The following is a 20,165-nucleotide window of genomic DNA, read 5'->3' on the forward strand; positions in this document are numbered from 1 at the left end:
ACCCTCCGCTCAGAATCTGCCTTCCAGCGCCACATACAGTGCCCGACCGCCACGCTCCGACTCCCGGATGAACTTGGTCTTCTGACCACTGGTGTCGTATTCATACTTGTCCTTGTCCTTGACCATGTCGAGCAGATTGGCGGCCGTGATGCGCAGCGACAGATCCCTGCCGAACTGCTTCATCACGTACATGTCGAGCAGTTGCTGTTCCGCCTCGTCATCCGCCTTCAACGGCTCGGTGGGGTTTTTGAGGTATTTCGGTGTGTAGTTGTAGTTCACGCCCCAGGCTGCATCCCACTGCGGCAGTTGCCAGTCAAAGCCGATGTTGTACACGTAGGGCGGCTGGTCGTTTATGCGGGTGGTCGTGCCCGTGATATCGTTCGTGATCTCGGACTCCAGCCGCGTGTAATTGAAACGCAACATCACCTGCGGAAGATTGAAGATATCCAGACGTGCACGCGCGTCCAACTCCGCACCCCAGACTCTGGCATCACCGATATTGTACGGACGCTCGACATAGCGGCCATCTTCCAGGCCGACACGCCGCGCCACCATGTCGGAGATAGCGCGATGGAACAGATTGACGCCGAACACACCGCCACCCTGCGGCAGGAAATGCTCCCATCCCAGTTCCAGCCCCAGGGCCTGTTCCGGCTGTAGCGCCGCATTGCCGGACTTGTCCGGATCGGTAAGCGTGCCGGCCTTGGTTTCCGTGACAGTGGAGATGTCATCGTATTTCGGTGGTTTGATGCTTTCGGTCACGCTGGCGCGCAGATTGTTGCGCGCGCTCAACTGCCACAGGTAGTGCAGTGAGGGCGACGCTATCGTGTAGCGGCTTCCGCTGCGCTGCCCCAGGCTGTCCATGGCACTCTGCTCGCTGCGCAACATGCGCACACCGGGGGTCAGAACGTGGCCGCCGCCCAGATCCATTTCATCCTGCAACCACGCCGTCCAGAGCCTTTCGTCAATATCGAAGTTGTCACCGCGTCCCGGCACCTTGGGCGCACCGTTCTCCATCACCTCCTTGTGATCCCTGCGCTCCAGTTCCTTGTATTCGATGCCGGCACCAAGCGTGTGATTGCCCAGCGGCCGCTCCAGACGCACCCCGCTATACCACTCCTCTTCATGCTTGCGATCCGTCTCCAGCGTGGTCTTGCTCAACACGCCCAGCGCGTTGTATTCCAACATCGTTTTGTCCTTGTCCTCGCTGCCCTGCTGTCTGGCGGCAAAGAAGGCGAGCTGACCACCGGCCTCCAACTTGTGCCGCCACTCGCCGCGCAGGCGGCGGGTCTCGCGCAGCTTGTCCTCTTCCTCGACCCTGCGACCATCGGCAACATAATCGGTGCCGGTCAGCGGCGAGTTGTACTTGAATTTGTCCACCACCTTGTCCTTCTGCTCATCGTTGCGCGAGAGCCAGGGACTCAATATCAGCTCGTCTCCCTCATCCAGGCGGATATTGATGCGCGGGGAAAAATCGATGGTAGCGGAGCTAACGCGCTCGTCCTCGAACTCATCCTTCCAACTGCTGCGCTCGCCGCTGGCGACATTGAATCCCTGCTCGCTCTTGCGCTTGGTCTTCAGCGCGCCGATCTCGCCCGCCGCAACGTTCAGTAACCAGCGCACATGATCCGTCGCACCGCCGTACTGGCCGGACAGATTCCAGGTGTCCTGGTCGGTCTTCTCGCCGAACACACGGCCGGTAACGATCCGCGCATTGGCCACACTGTGCTCCGGCGCCTCACGCAACACGATGTTGATGGTGCCGCTCAGCCCGGCGTTGGGCATGTCGGCGGTAGGGGCGCGGATGATCTCGATGCGCTCCACCATGTCCAGCGGAATGCGGTCCACCTGGATCTGGCGCTCCTTGGTGCCGGACAGCACCGGCTCGCCATCGATGAGGATCTGGGTATAACCCTTGTCCATGCCGCGCATGCGCACGTCCTTGGGCGTGCCCGGCGGGCCGGTGAAGGTGACGCTGGGCAGGCGGCGCAGATAATCACCGACACTCAGTTCATTCATGCGGTCCAGTTCCTCGCGGCCATAGACCAGCCGGGTGGAGGAGGCCTCGCGGCGGACGTCGAAATCATCCTGCTCGGCATGAACGGTGACCGCCTGCAACCGGGTGGCATCGGCCAGGTGCAGGGTGGAATCGGCATAGGTGTGGGTGCAGGCCGCCGTAATCAGGGCCGCCAGGGTGGGTTTGCGCAGGGATGGCATATGTCAGCTCCAAAAAATCGGTACGGGATTTCCTGGCTGGCTGGACACATACCGCAGTGGACGGTGTCGGGCTGGCGATGGATTGGCGATGCAGCTTATTTCGTCAGTATCAGTTTGCCCTGCCGGGTCAAGCGCAGGCGGTACTCCTCGGCGCCGTGGGCAATGATCAACTCGGTGTCACGGCCCAGCAGCTCCGTGCTTTCCATCCGGCGCCGGCCTTCGCCGGCCTCCCGGACCATTACCACGCTTCCGGCAGGGGATTTTGTTTCACTCATCGTAACCCCCATGAATGCTGCAGTGATTGCGGCAGGAGCAAATGATAATGATTCGCAATAACAAGTCAACAGCTTGATGGAGGAGCCATGTGGACGGGGGAGGGACTCAGGTTTGGCGCCGCTGACCGGCCTGCTCCAGCCGGGCCAGATAGTCGGCCCAGCGTCGGGCATAGTTGGCGCCGAGGTCGTAGAGGTAGTCCCAGGTATACAGGCCGCTGGTATGACCGTCGTCGAAACACAGCTTTACCGCGTAGTGCCCCACCTGGACGATGTCGCTGATGTTGACCCCGGCCTTGCCCACCTGCAGCACCGGGCGCTTGCGGTGGTAGCCGGCCACCTCGGAGGAGGGGGAATAGACGCGCAGGTATTCGCAGGGCAGCTCGAAGCGGGCGCCGTCGGCAAAGGTGATTTCGAGCAGGCGCCGGTCGCGGTGCAGGACCAGTTCGGTGGGATGACGGGATGAGGTCATGGGACGTGGCTCAGCGGCGGAACCGCGCCACCAGTTCCTGCAGTCGTGCCACCAGCCCCTCCAGGTCGGTGCCGGCGGCCACCAGCCGCTCGACATCATTGGCGGTGGCCGTGGCATCGGCGCTGATGCTGGCGACATTGCGGTTGACCGTGGCCGTCACCTGCTGCTGATCGTCCGCCGCGCCGGCGATTTCGCCGGTGCTGCGGGCGATGGCGCTGATGGCGCCGGCGATGGCGGTGAGGGCGTCGGCCGCCTTGCGCGCCTGCTCCACGCTGGCCTGCGCCTGGCTGCGCCCGGCGTTCATGATCTGTACCGTGCCGTGGGCACCCTGCTGCAGCTGCTCGATGATGCCCTGGATTTCGCGGGTGGATTGCTGGGTGCGGGTGGCGAGGGTGCGCACCTCGTCGGCCACCACCGCGAAACCGCGCCCCTGTTCGCCGGCGCGCGCCGCCTCGATGGCGGCGTTGAGGGCGAGCAGGTTGGTCTGCTCGGCGATGCCGCGGATCACGTCCAGCACCACGCCGATGTTCTGGCTCTGCTGTTCCAGCTGTTGCAGCGCCGCCGCCGCCTGCTCCACATCTCCGGCCAGGGCATAGATGGCGTCGATGGTCTGGCCGATGATCAACCGTCCACCCTGTGCCTCACTGTCGGCCTGCTGCGCTGTCGCAGCCGCCTCGTGTGCCCGCCGCGCCACCGCCTGCACCATCTGCATAATGTCGCCGAGCGCCTGCGCCGCCTGCTCGGTATCGGCCTGCTGGCGCCGCACACGCTCGCTGACCTCCTGGCTGGTGCGGGCAAGAGAGTGGATCGCGCCGCTGAGCTGGCCGGTGGAGTCACTGATCTGGCCGACCATGCCGCGCAGATTGGCGGTCATGCGGTTGACGCTGTCGACGATCTCGCCGATGACATCGGCGCTTTGCAACGTGCATTGCTGCGACACGTCGTTCTCGCTCACCGCCTGCGCCACCGCGGCGATACGGCGCACCTTGTTCATCAACACCACGTTGACCAGGAAGTAGTTGAACAGGCCGATGGAGGTGCCGGCCACCAGACAGCCGACGATGAACCAGCCGCGCATCCCTTCCTTCCATTCCACGAAGAACTGGGCATACACCGGGAATACCAGCCCCATCGCCAGGCCGAAGGCCAGGAAGGCGAGAAGCAGCGTGCGCAGAATGCTGGGTTTCATGGTTGTCCTTCCTGTATATGCCCGGGAGCGCCGGGCGCCCTCCGTGACAGTCATTCGGCCGGCGGCGGGTACAGCTTGAGCAGCCCGTCCGGCACCTCCCCCTTGCCCGCCATCTCCAGACCGCTGTTGGCCAGCACGAACAGCACCAGCACCATGATGATCGTGGGCATCACACCCACGCGCGTGGCGATGGTGAAGATGATCTCGCGCATGCTGTGCTTCTGCGCGGTGAGCGCCAGCAGCGAACCGCCGCCGATGATCAGCGCCGAGGCGGCATACCCCATCAGCAGCAGGCGGCAACGGCGCCAGGCGAGACGCCAGTGCATCAGCGCAAACCAGGGCGCGCCGGTGGCGGCGCGATGGCTGCGCAGATAGATATAGGCGATCACCAGGGAAGAAAACAATGGCGGCAGGGCCAGACCCCAGGCGCCGATGTCGAGGGCGATGGAGGCCGGGGCGAGGAGCAGATGAAAGGCCGCCAGATTGATCATCAGCAATTCGTGGGGAGTGCGGGCCTGGCGCTTCAGGGCTTCGTCGATGGCGTAGATCATGTCGGTCCTCGTGGGAGTGGGCGTGAAGATGGGGGAGGCGGACGCTGTGATATGCTTGCTGAAGTTCAGGTCCATTTTATCCAAAAACTTCGCCCGGACCTTTGCGAAAACGCAATCGTCGTCGCAGATTCCCGCACGGGCGGCAGGAGAAAGACCGGCGTTTGCGGGAAGCCGCTTGACCAGCCACAAGGTGGGCCATGGAAAGCAACGATCCGCGGGTGCTGATTCGCGTCGCCGAGGCCGTCTACCCGGTGTGTGAACTGGGCGACGAAGCGCGCCGTCGCCTCGCCGAGCAGGGGCGCCTCGAAGTACTCAGGCCCCACGGCCGCATCGTCGCCGCCGCTGATTCCGCCTGGCTCACCTACCTCATCCGCGGCGAGGTGACGCTGGTCTCCGACAAGGGCGAAAACGAGGAGGTGCACGCCAACTCGCCGCGCGCCCGCCTGCCGCTGTTCCGCATCCACCCACCCGGCCTCCATGCCGAGGCCAGGGTCGCCAGCGTGGTGGTGCGTTTCAGCCGCCCGTTGCTGCACAGCCTGACCGCCGCGGAACGCAGCACGGGCAGCGGTGAAGAAATCGTGATGGCGGGCAATGCCGCCGATGACAGCCCGCTGTATCAGCGCATCTACCAGGCCTACCAGCGCGACGAACTGGAGCTGCCGTCGCTGCCCGACATCGCACTGCGCATCCGCGAGGCCATCCGCAATCCGGATGTCAGCGTCAAGGATGTCGCCAAGATGGTGCTGGCCGATCCCGTACTCTCCGCCCGGTTGATTCATGTCGCCAACAGTGCCGCCTACCGGCGCGACAAGCCGGTCACCACCGTCTATCAGGCCGTCACCCGGCTCGGCCTCGCCGCGGCGCAAAGCATCGCCATCAGTCTGGCGCTCAAGCATGTGTTCACTGCCGACGCGCCGCTGCTCAAGCAGCGCATGCAGGCGCTGTATCAGCACAGCAGCCAGATCGCCAGCCTCGCCTATGTGCTGGCGCGCCACAGCCACGGCTTCAACGCCGAGCGCGGCATGCTTGCCGGCCTGTTGCACGACATCGGTGTGATCCCCATCCTCACCTTCGCCGCACAACACGACAACCTGGAACATGACGCCGCCGAGCTGGACAAGACCATCAGCCGTCTGCGTCGCATCACCAGCCATCTGGTGCTGAGCCGTCTCGGCTTCGAAGAGGATCTGGTCACCGCCGCGGAACAGGCGGAAGACTGGATGCGCGATGCCCACGCGACGCCCGATTATGCCGACCTGCTGGTGGTGGCTCAGCTGCACAGCCATCTCGGCACGCCGCAGATGCAGCACCTGCCGCGCATCGACACCACACCGGCCTACCGCAAGCTCGATCTGGGCGAGTTCGATCCGCACCACGGCCTTGCCATTCTGCGCGAGGCGCACACCGTCAGTGCCGCCATCCAGCAGATGCTGCATTGACCCAGGAAGCGCTGAACTTGTTCAGCGCGTCCCTAAGGTGCGTTTCCTGCGGCAATGTCGCGCAGGGCATCACCGCGCAGACGATACACCGTCCACTCATCCTTGGCGGTGGCGCCCATGTGTTCATAGAACGCCACCGCTTTTGCATCCTCCGCCAGCACCCACCATTCCAGACGCGTGCAGCCGCGCTCCAGCGTGATGCGCGCCAGTTCGGCCAGCAACCGGCGGCCTATGTTGAGGCCGCGCGCCACCGGACGCACGTAGAGATCCTCCAGATGGATGCCGCAGCGGCCACGGAAGGTGGAATAGTTGCCGTAGTACAGGGCGAAGCCCACGGCGGCGCCATCGAGTCGCGCCAGCAGCACCTCCGCCTGCCGCTGCGGCCCGAACAGGGCATTGTGGATGTCGCCCTCGGTGGCGACCACCTCGTGGGCCAGACCGAGATGCTCCGACAGCTCAGTGATCATTTCGTGGATGGCCACCACGTCATGGGCCGCGGCCGGGGTGATATGCAATTGTCCCATGTCCCGCTCCTCAAATCTGGCGCCAGCCCTGCACCATGAACTCCACCGCGATCACCGCCAGCAGCAGCCCCATCAGGCGCGTGACGACGCGGATGCCGCTGACCCCGAGCAGGCGGCGCAGGGTCCCGGCAAAGCGCAAAGCCAGATAGACGATGAGGCAGGCGAGGAGTATCGCCGCCAGCAACTGCAGCTGCTGCACGGGTGCGGTGAGCTGCTGGCGCCAGACCAGCACCGCGGTGATGGCGCCCGGCCCGGCCAGCAGCGGAATGGCCAGCGGCACCAGGGCGATGTTGTCCTTGCGAATGCCCTCCTGCTCCTCCTCGGCCGAAGTCTTGATGCCGCTCGGGATCAGCGCCAGCATTTGCAGGGCGTAGATGAAGAAGATGAAGCCGCCGGCCAGCTGGAAGGCCGGCATGCTGATATGGAAGAGGCGCAGCAGGACGTCGCCGCTGAGGGCGAAGGTCATCAGAATGACGGCACTGGCCACGGCAGCCACCAGCGCCATGCGCCGCCGCTCATCCTGCGTGTTGTCGCGGGTGAACAGCAGGAAGAAGGGCAGGTTGCCCAGCGGGTCCATGATGATCAACAGCGGCACCAGTACGCCGATGAAATCCTGCATTCCCTTTTCCCCCGCTTGCCGGCCGCCCGCCGGGTGCTACAGGAACAGCGTCAGCACCCCGGTGTAGCCATACAGGCGTCCATTATAGAGCTCGCCGTTGGCAAAGAAACCGGCCAGGGGGAACTCGCCCAGCACCGCACCGATCAGGCGCAACTCCTCGGCGTCGTCGCCAAACTGGTGGCGGCCGCGCCCCAGGCAGGTGACGTAGATGCCGCCACGGATGGTGCGGCCGGCCACCCGTGCCTTGATGCGCGCCAGCATTTGGCGCATATCCTCGCGCGCCGTGTTGCCGTCGCGGCGACAGAACATCAGCCGCTCATGGCCATCGAGATAATCACCCACGGCGATGAGTCCGTTGCGCGTATCCAGCCCCATCAGGTGGCGCACCAGATAGTCGCCGGTGTCGGCATGGGCGATGGGCAGAGCGACAAAGATGTAACCGGCAATGCGCTGCAGATCGCGCGCCAGTACCTCGCCGATTTCCTCCTTCATCACCTCCAGTGCCGGACGGTGATCAAGACGGATGGCGATGTTGCCCTCCGCCTCGGTGATGGCATGGGGACGCCCCAGCGGCGTGCAGCCCTGGGTGTGATCGGTGACTACCGCCACCGCGGGGCCGAACAACACGCCCGACACGCCGCCGCTGATCACCGCATCACCGACCACCTGATGATGCATGCCGTTGGATGAGGTGAGGCCGCCGTTGATGAAGGCCGCCGGCAGCGCCGCACCCACCGCCTCCACCAGCCGGGGCGTCGCGGCATTGGTGGGATCGCCGTGCAGCAGCGCAAAGCAATAGCCTTGCTGCTCCGCCCAGGCATGCAATTCCGGCGGCAGCACCGCCTCGGCCTGCAACGCCGACGGCAACAGGCGGAACTGCTCCACCGGCACATCGCCCAGCAGCAGCACCAGCGCCGGCCCGTCGTAATATTCCTCACCACTGGCGCACACCGCCATGCCCAGGGTGCCCACCCACTGCACACGCGGCAGCACCGCCTGCAGGCGCTGCACGATCTGCGGCAGCTCGGCCGCCAGCGTGTCGCTGGCATAGACAAAACCGAGTGTGGCCTCGGCCGGCACGCTGCCCAATTGTTGCAGGCTCTTCCCCGTATCGAGTGGGTAGCTTACCCTGTTGAGTCATGAGAGACATAGACCTATACGCCCAGATTCTTGGCTTACGGTCGCCGTGGAAGGTGGCCGATGTGCAGTTGCTGCGTGATGCCGAGGAGGTTCGGATTCACGTGGTCCCGGAGCCGGGAGTGACGTGGAGCTGTCCGCACTGTGGACGCCCCAGCCCCGGCTACGACAGCAGGCGTCGGCAATGGCGCCATCTGGACACCTGCCAGTACAAGACGGTGCTGGAAGCGGACGTGCCGCGGGTGCAATGTGCAGAGCACGGGGTGGTCACGGTGGCGGTCCCGTGGGCAGAACCGGGTTCGGGTTTCACGGCGCTGTTCGAGGCGCTGCTCATTGACTGGCTGAAGGAGGCGAGCACGCAGGCGGTGGCGCGACAATTGAAGCTGAGTTGGGGCGCCATCGACAGAGTGATGCAGCGCGCGGTGAAGCGCGGGCTGTCCCGACGTGAGAGCCAAGCGCCGGAATACTTGAGCGTGGACGAGACCGCCTTCGCCCGGCGCCACGAGTACGTGACCGTGGTGACTGACCAGGAACGTGGCGTCGTGCTGCACGTGGCGGACGACCGCAAGACGGAGAGCCTGTCGGCCTACTATGCCGGGCTGAGTGATGAGCAGAAGGCCAACATCAAGGCGGTGGCGATGGACATGTGGCCGGCCTATATCAGCGCCACGGAGGCGCACATCCCACAGGCGCGGGAGAAAATCGCCTTCGACAAGTTTCATGTCGCCAAGTACCTGAATGATGCGGTGGACAAGGTACGGCGACAGGAGCATCGCTCCCTGTTGGCCGTGGGCGAGGACTGCCTCAAGGGCAGCAAATATGACTGGCTCACCAACCCGGCCAACATGACGCGTGCGCAGCAGAACCGCTTTCGTGCACTGCGCGATGGCAGCCTGAAAACGGCGCGGGCCTGGGCCATCAAGGAATTCGCCATGGGCCTGTGGCACTACGACAGCCGCACCTGGGCGGCCAAGGGCTGGACGCGCTGGCTGTCTTGGGCTGTACGCAGCCGACTGGAGCCGGTGAAGAAAACCGCCGCAACGATCAAGAAGCACCTGTGGGGCATCATCAATGCCGTGGTGTTGAAGGTACACAATGGCCATGCCGAAAGCATCAACAGCCGCATCCAGCACATGAAGAGCCGGGCGCGGGGGTTCCGCAATCGGGAGCGTTTCCGTACTGCCATCTACTTCCATCTCGGCGGCCTTGACCTATACCCCGCTCAGATGAGAAATCGGTGATTCAACCCACTCGATCAGGTGATGACCCTTGTTGCAGGCAGCGCTCCAGCAGGGTGGTGCCGTCGGCGCCCGCCGCGTGGGCGAGCAGAAATTGCTGCATCGTTATATCCCTATGCCAGGCACACGCCGGTGCCGCGCAGGCCGCAATAACCGCCGGGGTTCTTTGCCAGATATTGCTGGTGATATTCCTCGGCGTAATAGAAGGTTGGCGCGTCGACGATCTCGGTGGTGATCGCACCGAAACCCGCGGCGCTCAGCCGCGCCTGGAATGCCGCGCGTGTCGCCTCGGCGGCGGTGCGCTGCGCCGCATCGTAGACATAAATGCCGGAACGATACTGGGTACCGACATCATTGCCCTGGCGCATGCCCTGGGTCGGGTCGTGCGCCTCCCAGAACAGGCGCAGCAGATCTGCGTAGCTGATCTGCTGCGGGTCATGGATCACGCGCACCACCTCGTTGTGTCCGGTCATGCCGCTGCACACCTCGCGGTAGGTGGGGTTGGGCGTATAGCCACCCGCATAGCCCACGGCGGTGGCATACACGCCGGGTTGCTGCCAGAAAAGACGCTCGGCGCCCCAGAAGCAACCCAGGCCGAACAGGGCCTGCGCCATACCCGGCGGAAACGGCGGGAGGATCCGGTTGCCGTTGACGTAGTGATTGAACGGCACCGGCATCGGTACGGCGCGGCCGGGCAGGGCCTCGGCGGCGGTAGGCATGACGGGGGTGCGGGAATGAAGTGACATGGCGGCAGTCCTCGCTGCGGTATCTCCTAAGGATGCGTCCGCACGATGGAAAAACAAGGCCGCACGAAGCATGCCTGTGGCGAACGCAGATTGTTTCCGCAACGAATCTGCCGCGATGGTGCGTCCTACGGCTGCAAATGAAACACCACCTCGTCGAGGCGCGTCAGACCGCGTTCGCGGAAACGGGCGTTCTCGGACAATACATCATGGGTGTACAGCCGCGCGATGTCATAGTGCCCGGCATACAGACGCTGCACCTCGTCCGCGCTGACGGAAAACGGCGGTCCATCCATCTCCGCCTGCTCATAATCCATGGTAACCAGCAACATCGGCACGCGTGCCGGCAGCACTTTGTGCAGGTGCCGCGCATACTCCGTGCGCATCTCAGGCGGCAGCGCCACCAGCGAGGCGCGGTCATACACCGCCGCCACCTCCTTGAGGTCGGCTGGCTCCAGTTCGAAGAAATCGCCACACAGCAGGGTCACGCCGTCACAACTCCAGCTGTCGAAGGCGCCGTGGCTGCGCACCTGCGGCTTGAGTTCGTTCTCCAGAAAGAAATCTTCCACCGCCAGCGGACTCAGCTCCACGCCGAGCACGCGATGGCCCTGGGCACGCAGCCAGAGCATGTCGCGGCTCTTGCCGCACAGCGGCACGAACACCTCCGCTCCCGCAGGCAATTGCAGACTGCCCCAGTAGTCCTGCAGGTGGGCATTGATTTCCTCCTGATGGAAACCGATTTCGTTGCGCTGCCAGCGCTCCAGCCAGAACTCCGCCTTCATCACTCCTCTCCCAGCCAACGCACCAGATAGAACAACCTGAATCCCTCGGAAGAACGGAACGGGCCGCATACCCGCGCGGCAAACAGGTGTTTCGTCGCATCGGAGCGGGCCAGCGCCTCCTGCTCCGTGTCCACCACCTGCACCGTATTCTCCGGATAGCGCTGGCGCTGCCGGCGCGGCGCATAGATCACCGCATAGCTTTCGCGCAGATCGGCCGGCAGCAATCCTTCCTGTTCGTAATCCTCATCCGACATGCCTGGTATCCTTGGTCCTGTGAACGATGCCGTTCCATCATAAGCGCTCGGTACCGGCGGCGGTAGACAGTTATACTTCACTTCCCGTTCTGCCCCGGAGACCCCATGGCCCGTCGCCACACTGCCGTTCATGTCGCTGCACTGCTGTATCTGCTGCGCCGCCATCCGTTGTTGCTGCTGGTATTGGCAGTACTCACCGCCGGTTGGTACGGCCACGAGGTATTGCACGCGCGCCCGGCAATGGCCTGGCAGGGTATCCCCACAGCCATGGACTGGCGTGCCCTCACCTGGACCCGCGTGCTGCGCAACGACGCCTTTCTGGTGGGCTGGTCCGACCTGCGCGGCAATCCGCTGTGGGTCGAATACCGGCTGCAACCCATACCGGCGGATGCACCGTTTCATCGTCGCCCGGAGCGGTTCACTCGCGACTGGCGCGCCCTCAACTCCCTCGGCCACGACGACTACAGCGGCAGCGGCTACGACCGCGGCCACCTCGCCCCCAACTACGCCATCTCGCGCCTGTACGGCCCGACGGCGCAGCAGCAGACTTTCCTGATGACCAACATCACGCCGCAGCGGCCCCGGCTGAATCAGAAGGTGTGGCAGCGGCTGGAGGAGGTGGAGATCGATTTCTTCGCCCCGCGCTACGGCGAACTATGGGTCATCACCGGACCGGTGTTCGATCAGGACATCCAGCGCCTGCCCAGCACGAATCGGGTGGAGGTGCCGGACGCGTTTTTCAAGATACTCGCCGCGCCGCACGGCGGCCCCGGCGGCGAGGCCAAGCTGCTGGCCTTCGTGGTACCGCAGACCGTCAAGGGCAATGAGCCGCTGGACCGCTTCGTCACCAGCGTCGACCACATCGAGGAGCTCACCGGCTTCGATTTCTTCCCGCAGATGGCGCCGGCGTTGCAGGCGCGGCTGGAGGCGGCGGTCGATCCCGCCGCCTGGCGGCTGGGGGACGTGGCGCGACGCCCGGGACGGTATTGACCGTGTTTTTTCCTATGCCGAAACTATGGTTTTGCGGCAGTGCCGCTGCTACTTGAACAGTTTCGTGATTCGTATGCACTGACGGAGCGTGTCTACCATGAGCGAAAATCTCGACGCCATCAAACAGGAAATGATCCAGCTGGAAACCGAGTATCTGGCCCACATCAACAAGAACGGCTTCAGCTACCGGGAGTACGCCAACCCCCCGGCAGGCAGCTTCATGGAGAAGTACAAGAAACGCATGGCCGAACTGACCGCCGCCAGCGGCGTCAAGCCACTGGAGTATTACAAGGGCTATTGATTCCTTTCCTGCCGCAAACAAAACCCCGCGCTGCGGGGTTTTGTTTTTGACGGGCTCTCTGCCGGTCGGCTGATGCGCGGCTCCGCCTGCGCTGTTCACCCTCGCTTCGCGTATGCTGTCACCATCATGACCACCGCCCTGCTCTGGTTCCGCCGCGACCTGCGTCTGGCCGACAATCCGGCCCTGCGCGCGGCCCTCGCCCATGGCGAGCGGGTGATCCCGCTCTACATCGACACGCCGGAAGCCCATAACGAAGGCGCCGCCGCGCGCTGGTGGCTGCATCACAGTCTCGCGGCCCTGGATGCAAGCCTGCAACAAAAAGGCTCACGCCTGCTGCTGCGCCGCGGCGACGCACTGGAGGTGTTGCGCGCCGTGGCACGGGAAGGCGGTGCCACGGCGGTGTACTGGAACCGCGTCTACGAGCCGGCCGCCATGGCGCGCGACAACGGCATCATGCAGGCCCTGCGCGCCGACGGCATCAGCGTCGCCAGCAGCAATGCGCTGCTGCTCAACGAACCGTGGCACTTGCTCAAGGCGGACGGTGCGCCCTATCGCGTCTTTACGCCTTACTGGAACGCGGCACAGAGGCGCGGCTTCGATCTCGCCCTGCATGCGGCACCGGCGGCGCTGCCGCCGGTGCCGGCGGGATTGCGCAGCGAACCACTGGAAGCCTTGCAACTGCTGCCGCGCATCCGCTGGGACGGGGGACTGGCCGCCCAGTGGCGGCCCGGGGAGGCCGGCGCCGTGCAACGACTGACGGCGTTCCTCGGCGATGCCCTCGCGGCCTATGCCGTGGAACGTGACCGCCCCGACCACACCGGGACCGCGCGCCTGTCGCCACACCTGCACTACGGCGAGGTCAGTCCGCAACGTCTGGTGACTATGGTGCAGCAGCGCCTGGCCATGCAGCGCGATGCCGGCCTGACACAAAATGCCGAGAGCTGGCTGCGCCAACTGGCCTGGCGCGAATTTGCCCACCAGTTGCTGTATCACTTTCCGCACACCGTCAACGAACCCCTGGACGCGCGCTTCGCCCGCTTCCCCTGGCGGCGCGATTACACGGAAGACCTCATCGCCTGGCAGCATGGTGATACCGGCATCCCCATCGTCGATGCCGGCATGCGCGAGCTATGGCACAGCGGCTGGATGCACAACCGCGTGCGCATGATCGCTGCCTCGTTTCTCACCAAGAATCTGCTCATCCCCTGGCAGGAAGGCGCACGCTGGTTCATGGACACGCTGGTGGACGCGGATCTGGCCAACAACACGCTGGGCTGGCAATGGGTGGCCGGCTGCGGCGCCGATGCCGCGCCGTATTTCCGCATCTTCAATCCGGTGAGCCAGGGGGAAAAATTTGATCCCCTGGGGAACTACGTACGCCGTTGGGTGCCTGAGCTGACAAAGCTGCCGGATAAATATGTCCATCAGCCGTGGAACGCACCACAGCCACCGACACACTACCCGCCGCCGCTGGTCGATCTCAAGGCGAGTCGGGAACGTGCCCTGGAGGCTTACGCCGGCATCAAAACGTAACACTCGGCGGTTATGGTCTATGCTGAGTGAAACCGCCGCCGGCCATGTCGAGGGCGGACCCAGCCAATACCCGCACCCCTTCCCGTTGTACAACGACATGGACCTGTTTGCTGTTCCGACCACCCGCGCATGAAAATCCTGGTACTCAACTGCGGCAGCTCGTCGCTCAAATTCAAGGTCTTTGCCGCTCCTGATCTGCGCTGGTTGGCCGGCGGAACGGCGGAGCGCATCGGCCAGCCCGACAGCCTGCTGCGCATGGCCTGGCTGGATGGCGCAGGGGAATATCCCGGGGCGGCCCCTGATCACCAGGCCGCCCTGCGACAGGTATTCCGCCTTCTGGCGCAGCACGGCGTCGTTGCCGATCCGGTGCAACTCAGCGCCGTTGGCCATCGCGTGGTCCATGGCGGCGATCGCTTCCGCGCACCGCTGTTGCTCGATGCTGCCAATCTCGCGGAATTGCGCCAACTCACGCCGCTGGCACCACTGCACCATCCGGCCAATCTGCGCGGCATCGAACTGGCCGGCGCGCTGTGCCCGGGCGTGCCGCAGGTCGCGGTGTTCGACACGGCCTTTCATCACACCCTGCCGCCCCGCGCCTGGCGCTACGCGCTGCCGGAATGGACCTGGCGCGACTACCAGGTGCGCCGTTACGGCTTTCACGGTACCTCGGTGCAATACGTCTGCCGCCGCGCCGCCGAGCTGATGGGGCGGCCGCTGGATCAGCTCAACCTGATCGTGCTGCACCTGGGCAACGGCGCCAGCGTCACGGCGGTGCAGGGCGGTCACAGTGTCGACACCTCCATGGGCATGACGCCGCTGGAAGGGCTGGTGATGGGCACCCGTACGGGCGACCTCGATGCGGCGGTGCCGTTTTATCTCATGCGCCACGCCGGGCTGGATGCCGCCGCCGCCGAACACCTGCTGTTTTTCGACAGCGGCCTGCATGGCCTGTGCGGCAGCAGCGACATGCGCGCGGTGCATGCCCGCGCCGAAGCAGGCGACGCGGATGCGCAACTGGCGCTCGATGTCACCGGCTACCGCCTGAAGAAATATATCGGTGCCTACAGTGCCGCCCTGGGCCGGGTCGACGCGGTGATCTTCACTGCCGGCATCGGCGAAAACGATGCCGACATGCGACGACGCGCCTGCGGCGGCCTGGAACGGTTCGGCATATGGCTCGACGCCGGACGCAATGACGCAACACACAGTGAGGCGCGCCGCATCTCCAGCGACGACAGCCCGGTACAGGTGTGGGTGATCCCCACCGACGAGGAACTGGAGATCGCCCGCATCACACTCGAACTCACCACAACGGCCTGAGGAATCTGCCATGACCACACACAATCCCGCGGCACCGCTCGACGCCACCGAACTGGCGCAGATGGACGCCTGGTGGCGCGCCGCCAACTATCTTTCCGTGGGACAGATCTATCTGCTCGACAACCCGTTGCTCAAGCAGCAACTCACCGTGGACCACGTCAAGCCGCGCCTGCTTGGCCATTGGGGCACCACACCGGGCCTGAATTTCATCTACGTCCACCTCAATCGCATCATCCGTCAGCGCGACCTCGACATGATCTACGTCTGCGGTCCCGGCCACGGCGGGCCGGCGATGGTGGCCAACGCCTGGCTGGAAGGCAGCTACAGCGAGACCTACCCCGATATTTCGCTCGACGCCGAGGGCATGAAACGGCTGTTCAAGCAGTTCTCCTTTCCCGGCGGCATTCCCAGCCACGTGGCGCCGGAAACACCCGGCTCGATCCATGAGGGTGGCGAACTGGGTTATGCCCTGAGCCACGCCTTCGGCGCCGCCTTCGACAATCCCGATCTGCTGGTGGCCTGCGTGGTCGGCGACGGCGAGGCGGAGACCGGGCCGCTGGCCACCGCCTGGCATTCCAACAAATTCCTCAATCCCATCAGCGACGGCGCGGTGCTGCCGATCCTGCACCTGAACGGCTACAAGATCGCCAACCCCACCGTGCTGGCGCGCATCCCGCATGACGAACTGGAGGCCTTGATGCGTGGCTACGGCTACGAGCCGTTTTTCGTGGAGGGCTCCGACCCGATGCAGATGCACCAGCAGATGGCCGCCACATTGGACACGGTGTGCGAACGCATCCGCCTGATTCAGCATCATGCCCGCAGCGCCAATGATCCGACGCGCCCGCAGTGGCCGATGATCATCCTGCGCTCGCCCAAGGGCTGGACCGGCCCGAAGAGCGTGGATGGCAAAAAGACCGAAGACTACTGGCGCTCACATCAGGTTCCCTTCGGCGAGCTGCGCGAGAAGCCGGGCCACATCACCCTGTTGCAGGAGTGGTTGCAAAGCTACCGGCCGCAGGAGCTGTTCGATGATCACGGCCGTCCCAGCCCGGAGATCATGGCACTGGCACCGCAGGGCACGCGGCGCATGTCGGCGAACCCCCACGCCAACGGCGGCCTGTTGCTCAAGGCCCTGCGTCTGCCCAACTTCCGCGACTATGCCTTGCCAGTCACCAAGCCCGGCACCAGCAGCGCCGAATCCATCCGCGCCCTCGGCCGCTTCCTGCGCGATGTCATGCAAAAGAACGCCGACCATCGCAACTTCCGCGTGTTCGGCCCGGACGAAACCGCCTCCAACAGACTGGGCGACCTGTTCGAGGTGACCGAGCGCACCTGGCTGGCCGATCGCTGTAACGACGACGATCACCTCGCCCCCGATGGCCGCGTGATGGAAATCCTGTCCGAGCATACCTGTCAGGGCTGGCTCGAGGGCTACCTGCTCACCGGACGCCACGGCTTCTTCTCCTGCTACGAGGCCTTCATCCACCTCGTCGATTCGATGTTCAACCAGCACGCCAAGTGGCTCAAGGTGACGCGCCACATCCCCTGGCGCCGTTCCATCGCCTCGCTCAACTACCTGCTCACCTCCCATGTCTGGCGCCAGGACCACAACGGTTTCTCGCACCAGGACCCCGGCTTCATCGATCACGTGGTGAACAAGAAGGCGGAGATCATCCGCGTCTACCTGCCGCCCGACGCCAACACCCTGCTATCGGTGGCCGACCACTGTCTGCGCTCACGCGACTACGTCAACGTCATCGTCGCGGGCAAACAGCCGCAGTTGCAGTATCTGGACATGGACGCCGCGGTGAAGCATTGCACCGAGGGCCTGGGGATCTGGGAATGGGCCAGCAACGATCAGGGCGGCGAGCCGGACGTGGTGATGGCCTGCGCCGGCGACATTCCCACTCTGGAAACCCTGGCCGCGGTGGACATCCTGCGCCGTGAGTTCCCTACGCTGCGTGTGCGCGTGGTCAACATCGTCAACCTGATGCGTCTGCTGCCGCCGTCAGAACACCCGCACGGCCTGCCCGACAAGGAGTTCGACACCCTGTTCACTGCCGACAAGCCGATCATCTTCGCCTATCACGGCTATCCGTGGCTGATTCATCGTCTGGCCTATCGCCGCACCAACCACAAGAACCTGCACGTGCGCGGCTACAAGGAAGAGGGCACCACCACCACCCCTTTCGATATGGTGGTGATGAACGACCTGGACCGCTTTCACCTGGTGATGGATGTCATCGAGCGCCTGCCCCAGCTTGGCGCTGCCGCCGCCTACGCCAAGCAACGGCTGCGTGAGAAGCTCATCGAGCACAAGGAATACATCCGCCACCACGGCGAGGACATGCCGGAGATCCGTGACTGGGTGTGGCCGTATTGAAGTCGACAGCTGCAAGTGCAGGCCGGATATAGCGCAGCGGTATCGGGCAGGAGCGTGCGCGCCCCTACGCTCGGTTCACGGGCGCACGGGCGCGTAGTGCGCTGCCATAACTGTCGGATTAGCGGCCGCGCAGGCCCAGCGGATCGTCGGGATTGACGCCAGCCTTGAACGGCAGGCGGCGATCGTGGTGGGTGAGCTGGTAGACCATACCGATCCAGTTGTTGATCACCGCCTCGGCGCTGTCATGCCAGGTATTGTCCAGCTGCGCCGCCACGATCTCCTCCGGCATCTCCGGGATCGGCAAGCCCCTGGCCTTCGCCGCCTCCAGCTGCTCGCGGTATTCGTCGAGGATCGCCTCGCTCTGCGCGGTGAAATAGTTCTCCACGAAGGGCGGATAGTCGGCACGATCGCCGTTGGCATAGTGCAACACCTCGCGCTTGTATTCCTTCAGCAGCGAGATCACGTCGTATTCGGGATGGCCCTGGAAGAACACCAGACGGAACAGGTCGGGACTCACCGCCAGGTGCACACCGGCCTGGGCACTCTCCACCAGCACGCGGCAACCGACTGTCTCGAACTGCTCACGATCGATCTGGTTGAAGCGCGAATGCGGCACATCGAAGCGGGTATTGACGCCAGTGACCAGCGGATGACGGCGGTCCATCACCCGGTGCGAATACACACCCCAGCGCTTGAAGCCGAGCGGACGGCGCTTCTGGCCGTAGCGGAACTCCATTACCGCATGGGTGGTGAGGCAGGAACACAACGTCGAGGTCACGTTTTCATAGGCCCAGTCGATCACCTCGATCAGCGGCCGCCAGAACGGCTGCTGCGACAGCTCGCTACCCTGCACATTGGCACCGGTGATGATCAGCGCGTCGAGGCCCTGCGCCTTCACCTGCTCGAAGGTCTCGTAAAACCTGTCGACGTGTTCCTGGCCCTTGGCACCGCGCTTCAGCTCCTTGAGGGTGAACGGGTGCAGATAGAACTGAGCGATCTGGTTGCTCTCGCCGATGAGGCGGAAGAACTGCCGCTCGGTGGCCTCCAGCGCGGCGTCCGGCATCATGTTGAGCAGGCCGACGTGCAGCTCACGGATATCCTGCTGCAAGGCATAGTCGCGCGGCAGCACGTTCTGCCCCTCCTGCTTCATGCGCTCGAAGGTGGGGAGATCAGTATGGGCGACCAAGGGCATGGGTGATTTCCTCGATAATCAAACGGCGTGAAAACAGTCCGCGAATAAACGTGAATGGACGCAAATATTGCTCAGAATATGTCGTCGTTGGATTTGCGGGTTCCTTGCCGTTTCTCATTCCTGCCTTGCAATGGCGCGCTCGATCAGGGCGAGGAAATCCCCTTCGCTCTGCACTTGGGCCAGTTCGGCGGTGGTGATGGTGTAGCCGTACTGCCGGGCGATCGCCTCGTAACGCGGCACCCGCGCCCGGAACAGGCGCGAGAACACCCAGCGCACGAAGTCGTCCGGGTCGATCTGCGCCACGTAATCCAGCGCGCGCTCTCGCATGTAGATGGCCAGTTGCTCGTCGAGAAAGGCCTCGCGGTAATACAGCGGCTTGGGGTCCGCCTCGGCGCGACTGATCAGCGCGCGCTCATCCGCTTCCGAGGCCTGGATGTAAAGAAACAGGGTGTGCTCGGCCAGTTCATCCAACAGACCCGGTTCATCCAGCTCGCACAGCGAACCGCCGGCATCGTTGATGAAGTGCTGATAGCCGTACAGCGACTGCGCCTTGCGGATGAACTCCGGCACGTCGCGGAAGGTGGCCACCTCGGCGACGCGGTGCAGTGCCTGGCGGCGCTTGAACTCGGTGAGCGACAAACCGCCCAGTTCGGGATTGCCCAGCTTGCCCATGAAGGTGGACACCGGCTTCAGATGATCCACCGTGATGTTGTTACGGATATAGATGGAGTCCGAACGCAGCAGGTCACGCAGAAACGGCACCTGCATGGCCTGCTGCTTGATGTTGTCGAGGATCGCCTCGTCCAGGTAGCGCGTGCCGATGCGGTAGTCGGCCGAGAAGTGAAACCAGTTGCTGGCGCGCAGCAGGGTGGAGATGCGCGTCTTGCCCACGCCGGACATGCCCAGCAGGGTGATGCACTTGTGCTCCCAATGACGGAACTGCTCGGCGCTCAGTTTCACGAAACCCGCTCCCCGGGGTAAACGAAAAGAGCGTCATTGTAGCGCG

General features: G+C 64.2%; 20 protein-coding genes. 7 read left to right on the forward strand and 13 right to left on the reverse strand.

All coding sequences use genetic code 11. The annotated features are described in order from the left end of the window. Positions 1–9: 9 nt before the first annotated feature. The 5 genes from EP379_RS15200 to EP379_RS15220 all read right to left on the reverse strand — a co-directional run bounded on the left by EP379_RS15200 (position 10) and on the right by EP379_RS15220 (position 4,701). Positions 10–2,217: a TonB-dependent receptor plug domain-containing protein gene (locus EP379_RS15200; protein WP_127478581.1), complete on the reverse strand. Its 2,208-nt coding sequence runs from the start codon at positions 2,215–2,217 to the stop codon at positions 10–12. Positions 2,218–2,312: 95 nt separating this feature from the next. Continuing rightward, complete coding sequence (gene hemP / locus EP379_RS15205; protein WP_232023935.1) at positions 2,313–2,492, reverse strand: hemin uptake protein HemP; 180 nt, start codon at positions 2,490–2,492, stop codon at positions 2,313–2,315. A gap of 106 nt (positions 2,493–2,598) precedes the next feature. Further along, positions 2,599–2,961, reverse strand: coding sequence for a gamma-butyrobetaine hydroxylase family protein (locus EP379_RS15210; protein WP_127478583.1), 363 nt, complete (start codon positions 2,959–2,961; stop codon positions 2,599–2,601). A 10-nt stretch (positions 2,962–2,971) separates the two neighbouring features. After that, the gene (locus tag EP379_RS15215; protein WP_127478584.1) at positions 2,972–4,150 is read right to left on the reverse strand and encodes a methyl-accepting chemotaxis protein; all 1,179 of its coding nucleotides are present in this window, start codon (positions 4,148–4,150) and stop codon (positions 2,972–2,974) included. A gap of 50 nt (positions 4,151–4,200) precedes the next feature. Continuing rightward, positions 4,201–4,701: a hypothetical protein gene (locus tag EP379_RS15220; protein ID WP_127478585.1), complete on the reverse strand. Its 501-nt coding sequence runs from the start codon at positions 4,699–4,701 to the stop codon at positions 4,201–4,203. 197 nt (positions 4,702–4,898) lie between these two features. Between EP379_RS15220 and EP379_RS15225 the strand changes: the two genes are divergently transcribed. Continuing rightward, entirely contained in the window at positions 4,899–6,140 is a 1,242-nt protein-coding gene (locus EP379_RS15225; RefSeq protein ID WP_127478586.1) for an HDOD domain-containing protein, read from the forward strand. A gap of 32 nt (positions 6,141–6,172) precedes the next feature. Here the strand turns inward: EP379_RS15225 and EP379_RS15230 are convergent, their stop codons facing one another. From EP379_RS15230 to EP379_RS15240, 3 genes are read right to left on the reverse strand one after another with little or no spacing between them, the layout of a single operon-like run. Continuing rightward, the gene (locus EP379_RS15230; protein ID WP_127478587.1) at positions 6,173–6,664 is read right to left on the reverse strand and encodes a GNAT family N-acetyltransferase; all 492 of its coding nucleotides are present in this window, start codon (positions 6,662–6,664) and stop codon (positions 6,173–6,175) included. Between the two features lie 10 nt (positions 6,665–6,674). Next, entirely contained in the window at positions 6,675–7,283 is a 609-nt protein-coding gene (locus EP379_RS15235; RefSeq protein WP_127478588.1) for a MarC family protein, read from the reverse strand. A 36-nt stretch (positions 7,284–7,319) separates the two neighbouring features. Further along, the gene (locus EP379_RS15240; protein WP_232024034.1) at positions 7,320–8,363 is read right to left on the reverse strand and encodes an FIST signal transduction protein; all 1,044 of its coding nucleotides are present in this window, start codon (positions 8,361–8,363) and stop codon (positions 7,320–7,322) included. Between the two features lie 59 nt (positions 8,364–8,422). On the opposite strand from EP379_RS15240, the gene EP379_RS15245 reads away from it, so the two are divergent. Continuing rightward, entirely contained in the window at positions 8,423–9,661 is a 1,239-nt protein-coding gene (locus EP379_RS15245; protein ID WP_127477213.1) for an ISL3 family transposase, read from the forward strand. Between the two features lie 110 nt (positions 9,662–9,771). Here EP379_RS15245 and msrA read toward each other — a convergent pair whose 3' ends face one another. From msrA to EP379_RS15260, 3 genes are all read right to left on the reverse strand, one after another. Then, positions 9,772–10,404, reverse strand: a complete 633-nt coding sequence (gene msrA, locus EP379_RS15250) for a peptide-methionine (S)-S-oxide reductase MsrA (RefSeq protein WP_127478590.1) — start codon at positions 10,402–10,404, stop codon at positions 9,772–9,774. Between the two features lie 125 nt (positions 10,405–10,529). Further along, positions 10,530–11,183 (reverse strand): thiopurine S-methyltransferase, encoded by a 654-nt coding sequence (locus EP379_RS15255; protein WP_127478591.1) that lies wholly within the window; start codon positions 11,181–11,183, stop codon positions 10,530–10,532. Next, entirely contained in the window at positions 11,183–11,437 is a 255-nt protein-coding gene (locus EP379_RS15260; protein WP_127478592.1) for a hypothetical protein, read from the reverse strand. The genes EP379_RS15255 and EP379_RS15260 overlap by 1 nt, the downstream gene beginning before the upstream one ends. Positions 11,438–11,542: 105 nt before the next feature. Here EP379_RS15260 and EP379_RS15265 point away from each other — a divergent pair, with 105 nt between their 5' ends. The 5 genes from EP379_RS15265 (at position 11,543) to EP379_RS15285 (ending at position 17,967) form a co-directional block, all read left to right on the forward strand. Beyond that, positions 11,543–12,427: a DNA/RNA non-specific endonuclease gene (locus EP379_RS15265; RefSeq protein ID WP_127478593.1), complete on the forward strand. Its 885-nt coding sequence runs from the start codon at positions 11,543–11,545 to the stop codon at positions 12,425–12,427. A gap of 97 nt (positions 12,428–12,524) precedes the next feature. Next, on the forward strand, positions 12,525–12,728 hold the full coding sequence (locus EP379_RS15270; protein WP_127478594.1) for a hypothetical protein: 204 nt from the start codon (positions 12,525–12,527) through the stop codon (positions 12,726–12,728). Positions 12,729–12,854: 126 nt separating this feature from the next. Further along, the gene (locus EP379_RS15275) at positions 12,855–14,261 is read left to right on the forward strand and encodes a cryptochrome/photolyase family protein (protein ID WP_127478595.1); all 1,407 of its coding nucleotides are present in this window, start codon (positions 12,855–12,857) and stop codon (positions 14,259–14,261) included. Positions 14,262–14,390: 129 nt separating this feature from the next. Next, positions 14,391–15,581: an acetate/propionate family kinase gene (locus EP379_RS15280; RefSeq protein ID WP_127478596.1), complete on the forward strand. Its 1,191-nt coding sequence runs from the start codon at positions 14,391–14,393 to the stop codon at positions 15,579–15,581. Between the two features lie 10 nt (positions 15,582–15,591). After that, positions 15,592–17,967, forward strand: a complete 2,376-nt coding sequence (locus EP379_RS15285; protein ID WP_127478597.1) for a phosphoketolase family protein — start codon at positions 15,592–15,594, stop codon at positions 17,965–17,967. Positions 17,968–18,085: 118 nt separating this feature from the next. Here the strand turns inward: EP379_RS15285 and metA are convergent, their stop codons facing one another. Both metA and EP379_RS15295 read right to left on the reverse strand, forming a co-directional pair. After that, on the reverse strand, positions 18,086–19,159 hold the full coding sequence (gene metA, locus EP379_RS15290) for a homoserine O-succinyltransferase MetA (protein ID WP_127478598.1): 1,074 nt from the start codon (positions 19,157–19,159) through the stop codon (positions 18,086–18,088). 114 nt (positions 19,160–19,273) lie between these two features. After that, the gene (locus tag EP379_RS15295) at positions 19,274–20,059 is read right to left on the reverse strand and encodes an ATPase (protein WP_420824464.1); all 786 of its coding nucleotides are present in this window, start codon (positions 20,057–20,059) and stop codon (positions 19,274–19,276) included. Positions 20,060–20,165: the final 106 nt, after the last annotated feature.

The sequence above is a fragment of the Sulfurivermis fontis genome (genome assembly GCF_004001245.1).
GTDB lineage: Bacteria > Pseudomonadota > Gammaproteobacteria > Thiohalomonadales > Thiohalomonadaceae > Sulfurivermis > Sulfurivermis fontis.

Bases quoted from the DNA above. Each gene is read 5' to 3' on its own strand.
- EP379_RS15245 (WP_127477213.1), top strand. From the start codon at position 8,423: ATGAGAGACATAGACCTATACGCCCAGATTCTTGGCTTACGGTCGCCG.
- EP379_RS15285 (WP_127478597.1), top strand. From the start codon at position 15,592: ATGACCACACACAATCCCGCGGCACCGCTCGACGCCACCGAACTGGCG.
- msrA (WP_127478590.1), bottom strand. From the start codon at position 10,404: ATGTCACTTCATTCCCGCACCCCCGTCATGCCTACCGCCGCCGAGGCC.
- metA (WP_127478598.1), bottom strand. From the start codon at position 19,159: ATGCCCTTGGTCGCCCATACTGATCTCCCCACCTTCGAGCGCATGAAG.
- EP379_RS15275 (WP_127478595.1), top strand. From the start codon at position 12,855: ATGACCACCGCCCTGCTCTGGTTCCGCCGCGACCTGCGTCTGGCCGAC.
- EP379_RS15255 (WP_127478591.1), bottom strand. From the start codon at position 11,183: ATGAAGGCGGAGTTCTGGCTGGAGCGCTGGCAGCGCAACGAAATCGGT.
- EP379_RS15225 (WP_127478586.1), top strand. From the start codon at position 4,899: ATGGAAAGCAACGATCCGCGGGTGCTGATTCGCGTCGCCGAGGCCGTC.
- EP379_RS15220 (WP_127478585.1), bottom strand. From the start codon at position 4,701: ATGATCTACGCCATCGACGAAGCCCTGAAGCGCCAGGCCCGCACTCCC.
- EP379_RS15295 (WP_420824464.1), bottom strand. From the start codon at position 20,059: ATGTCCGGCGTGGGCAAGACGCGCATCTCCACCCTGCTGCGCGCCAGC.
- EP379_RS15265 (WP_127478593.1), top strand. From the start codon at position 11,543: ATGGCCCGTCGCCACACTGCCGTTCATGTCGCTGCACTGCTGTATCTG.
- hemP (WP_232023935.1), bottom strand. From the start codon at position 2,492: ATGAGTGAAACAAAATCCCCTGCCGGAAGCGTGGTAATGGTCCGGGAG.
- EP379_RS15280 (WP_127478596.1), top strand. From the start codon at position 14,391: ATGAAAATCCTGGTACTCAACTGCGGCAGCTCGTCGCTCAAATTCAAG.
- EP379_RS15215 (WP_127478584.1), bottom strand. From the start codon at position 4,150: ATGAAACCCAGCATTCTGCGCACGCTGCTTCTCGCCTTCCTGGCCTTC.
- EP379_RS15235 (WP_127478588.1), bottom strand. From the start codon at position 7,283: ATGCAGGATTTCATCGGCGTACTGGTGCCGCTGTTGATCATCATGGAC.
- EP379_RS15200 (WP_127478581.1), bottom strand. From the start codon at position 2,217: ATGCCATCCCTGCGCAAACCCACCCTGGCGGCCCTGATTACGGCGGCC.
- EP379_RS15230 (WP_127478587.1), bottom strand. From the start codon at position 6,664: ATGGGACAATTGCATATCACCCCGGCCGCGGCCCATGACGTGGTGGCC.
- EP379_RS15270 (WP_127478594.1), top strand. From the start codon at position 12,525: ATGAGCGAAAATCTCGACGCCATCAAACAGGAAATGATCCAGCTGGAA.
- EP379_RS15210 (WP_127478583.1), bottom strand. From the start codon at position 2,961: ATGACCTCATCCCGTCATCCCACCGAACTGGTCCTGCACCGCGACCGG.
- EP379_RS15260 (WP_127478592.1), bottom strand. From the start codon at position 11,437: ATGTCGGATGAGGATTACGAACAGGAAGGATTGCTGCCGGCCGATCTG.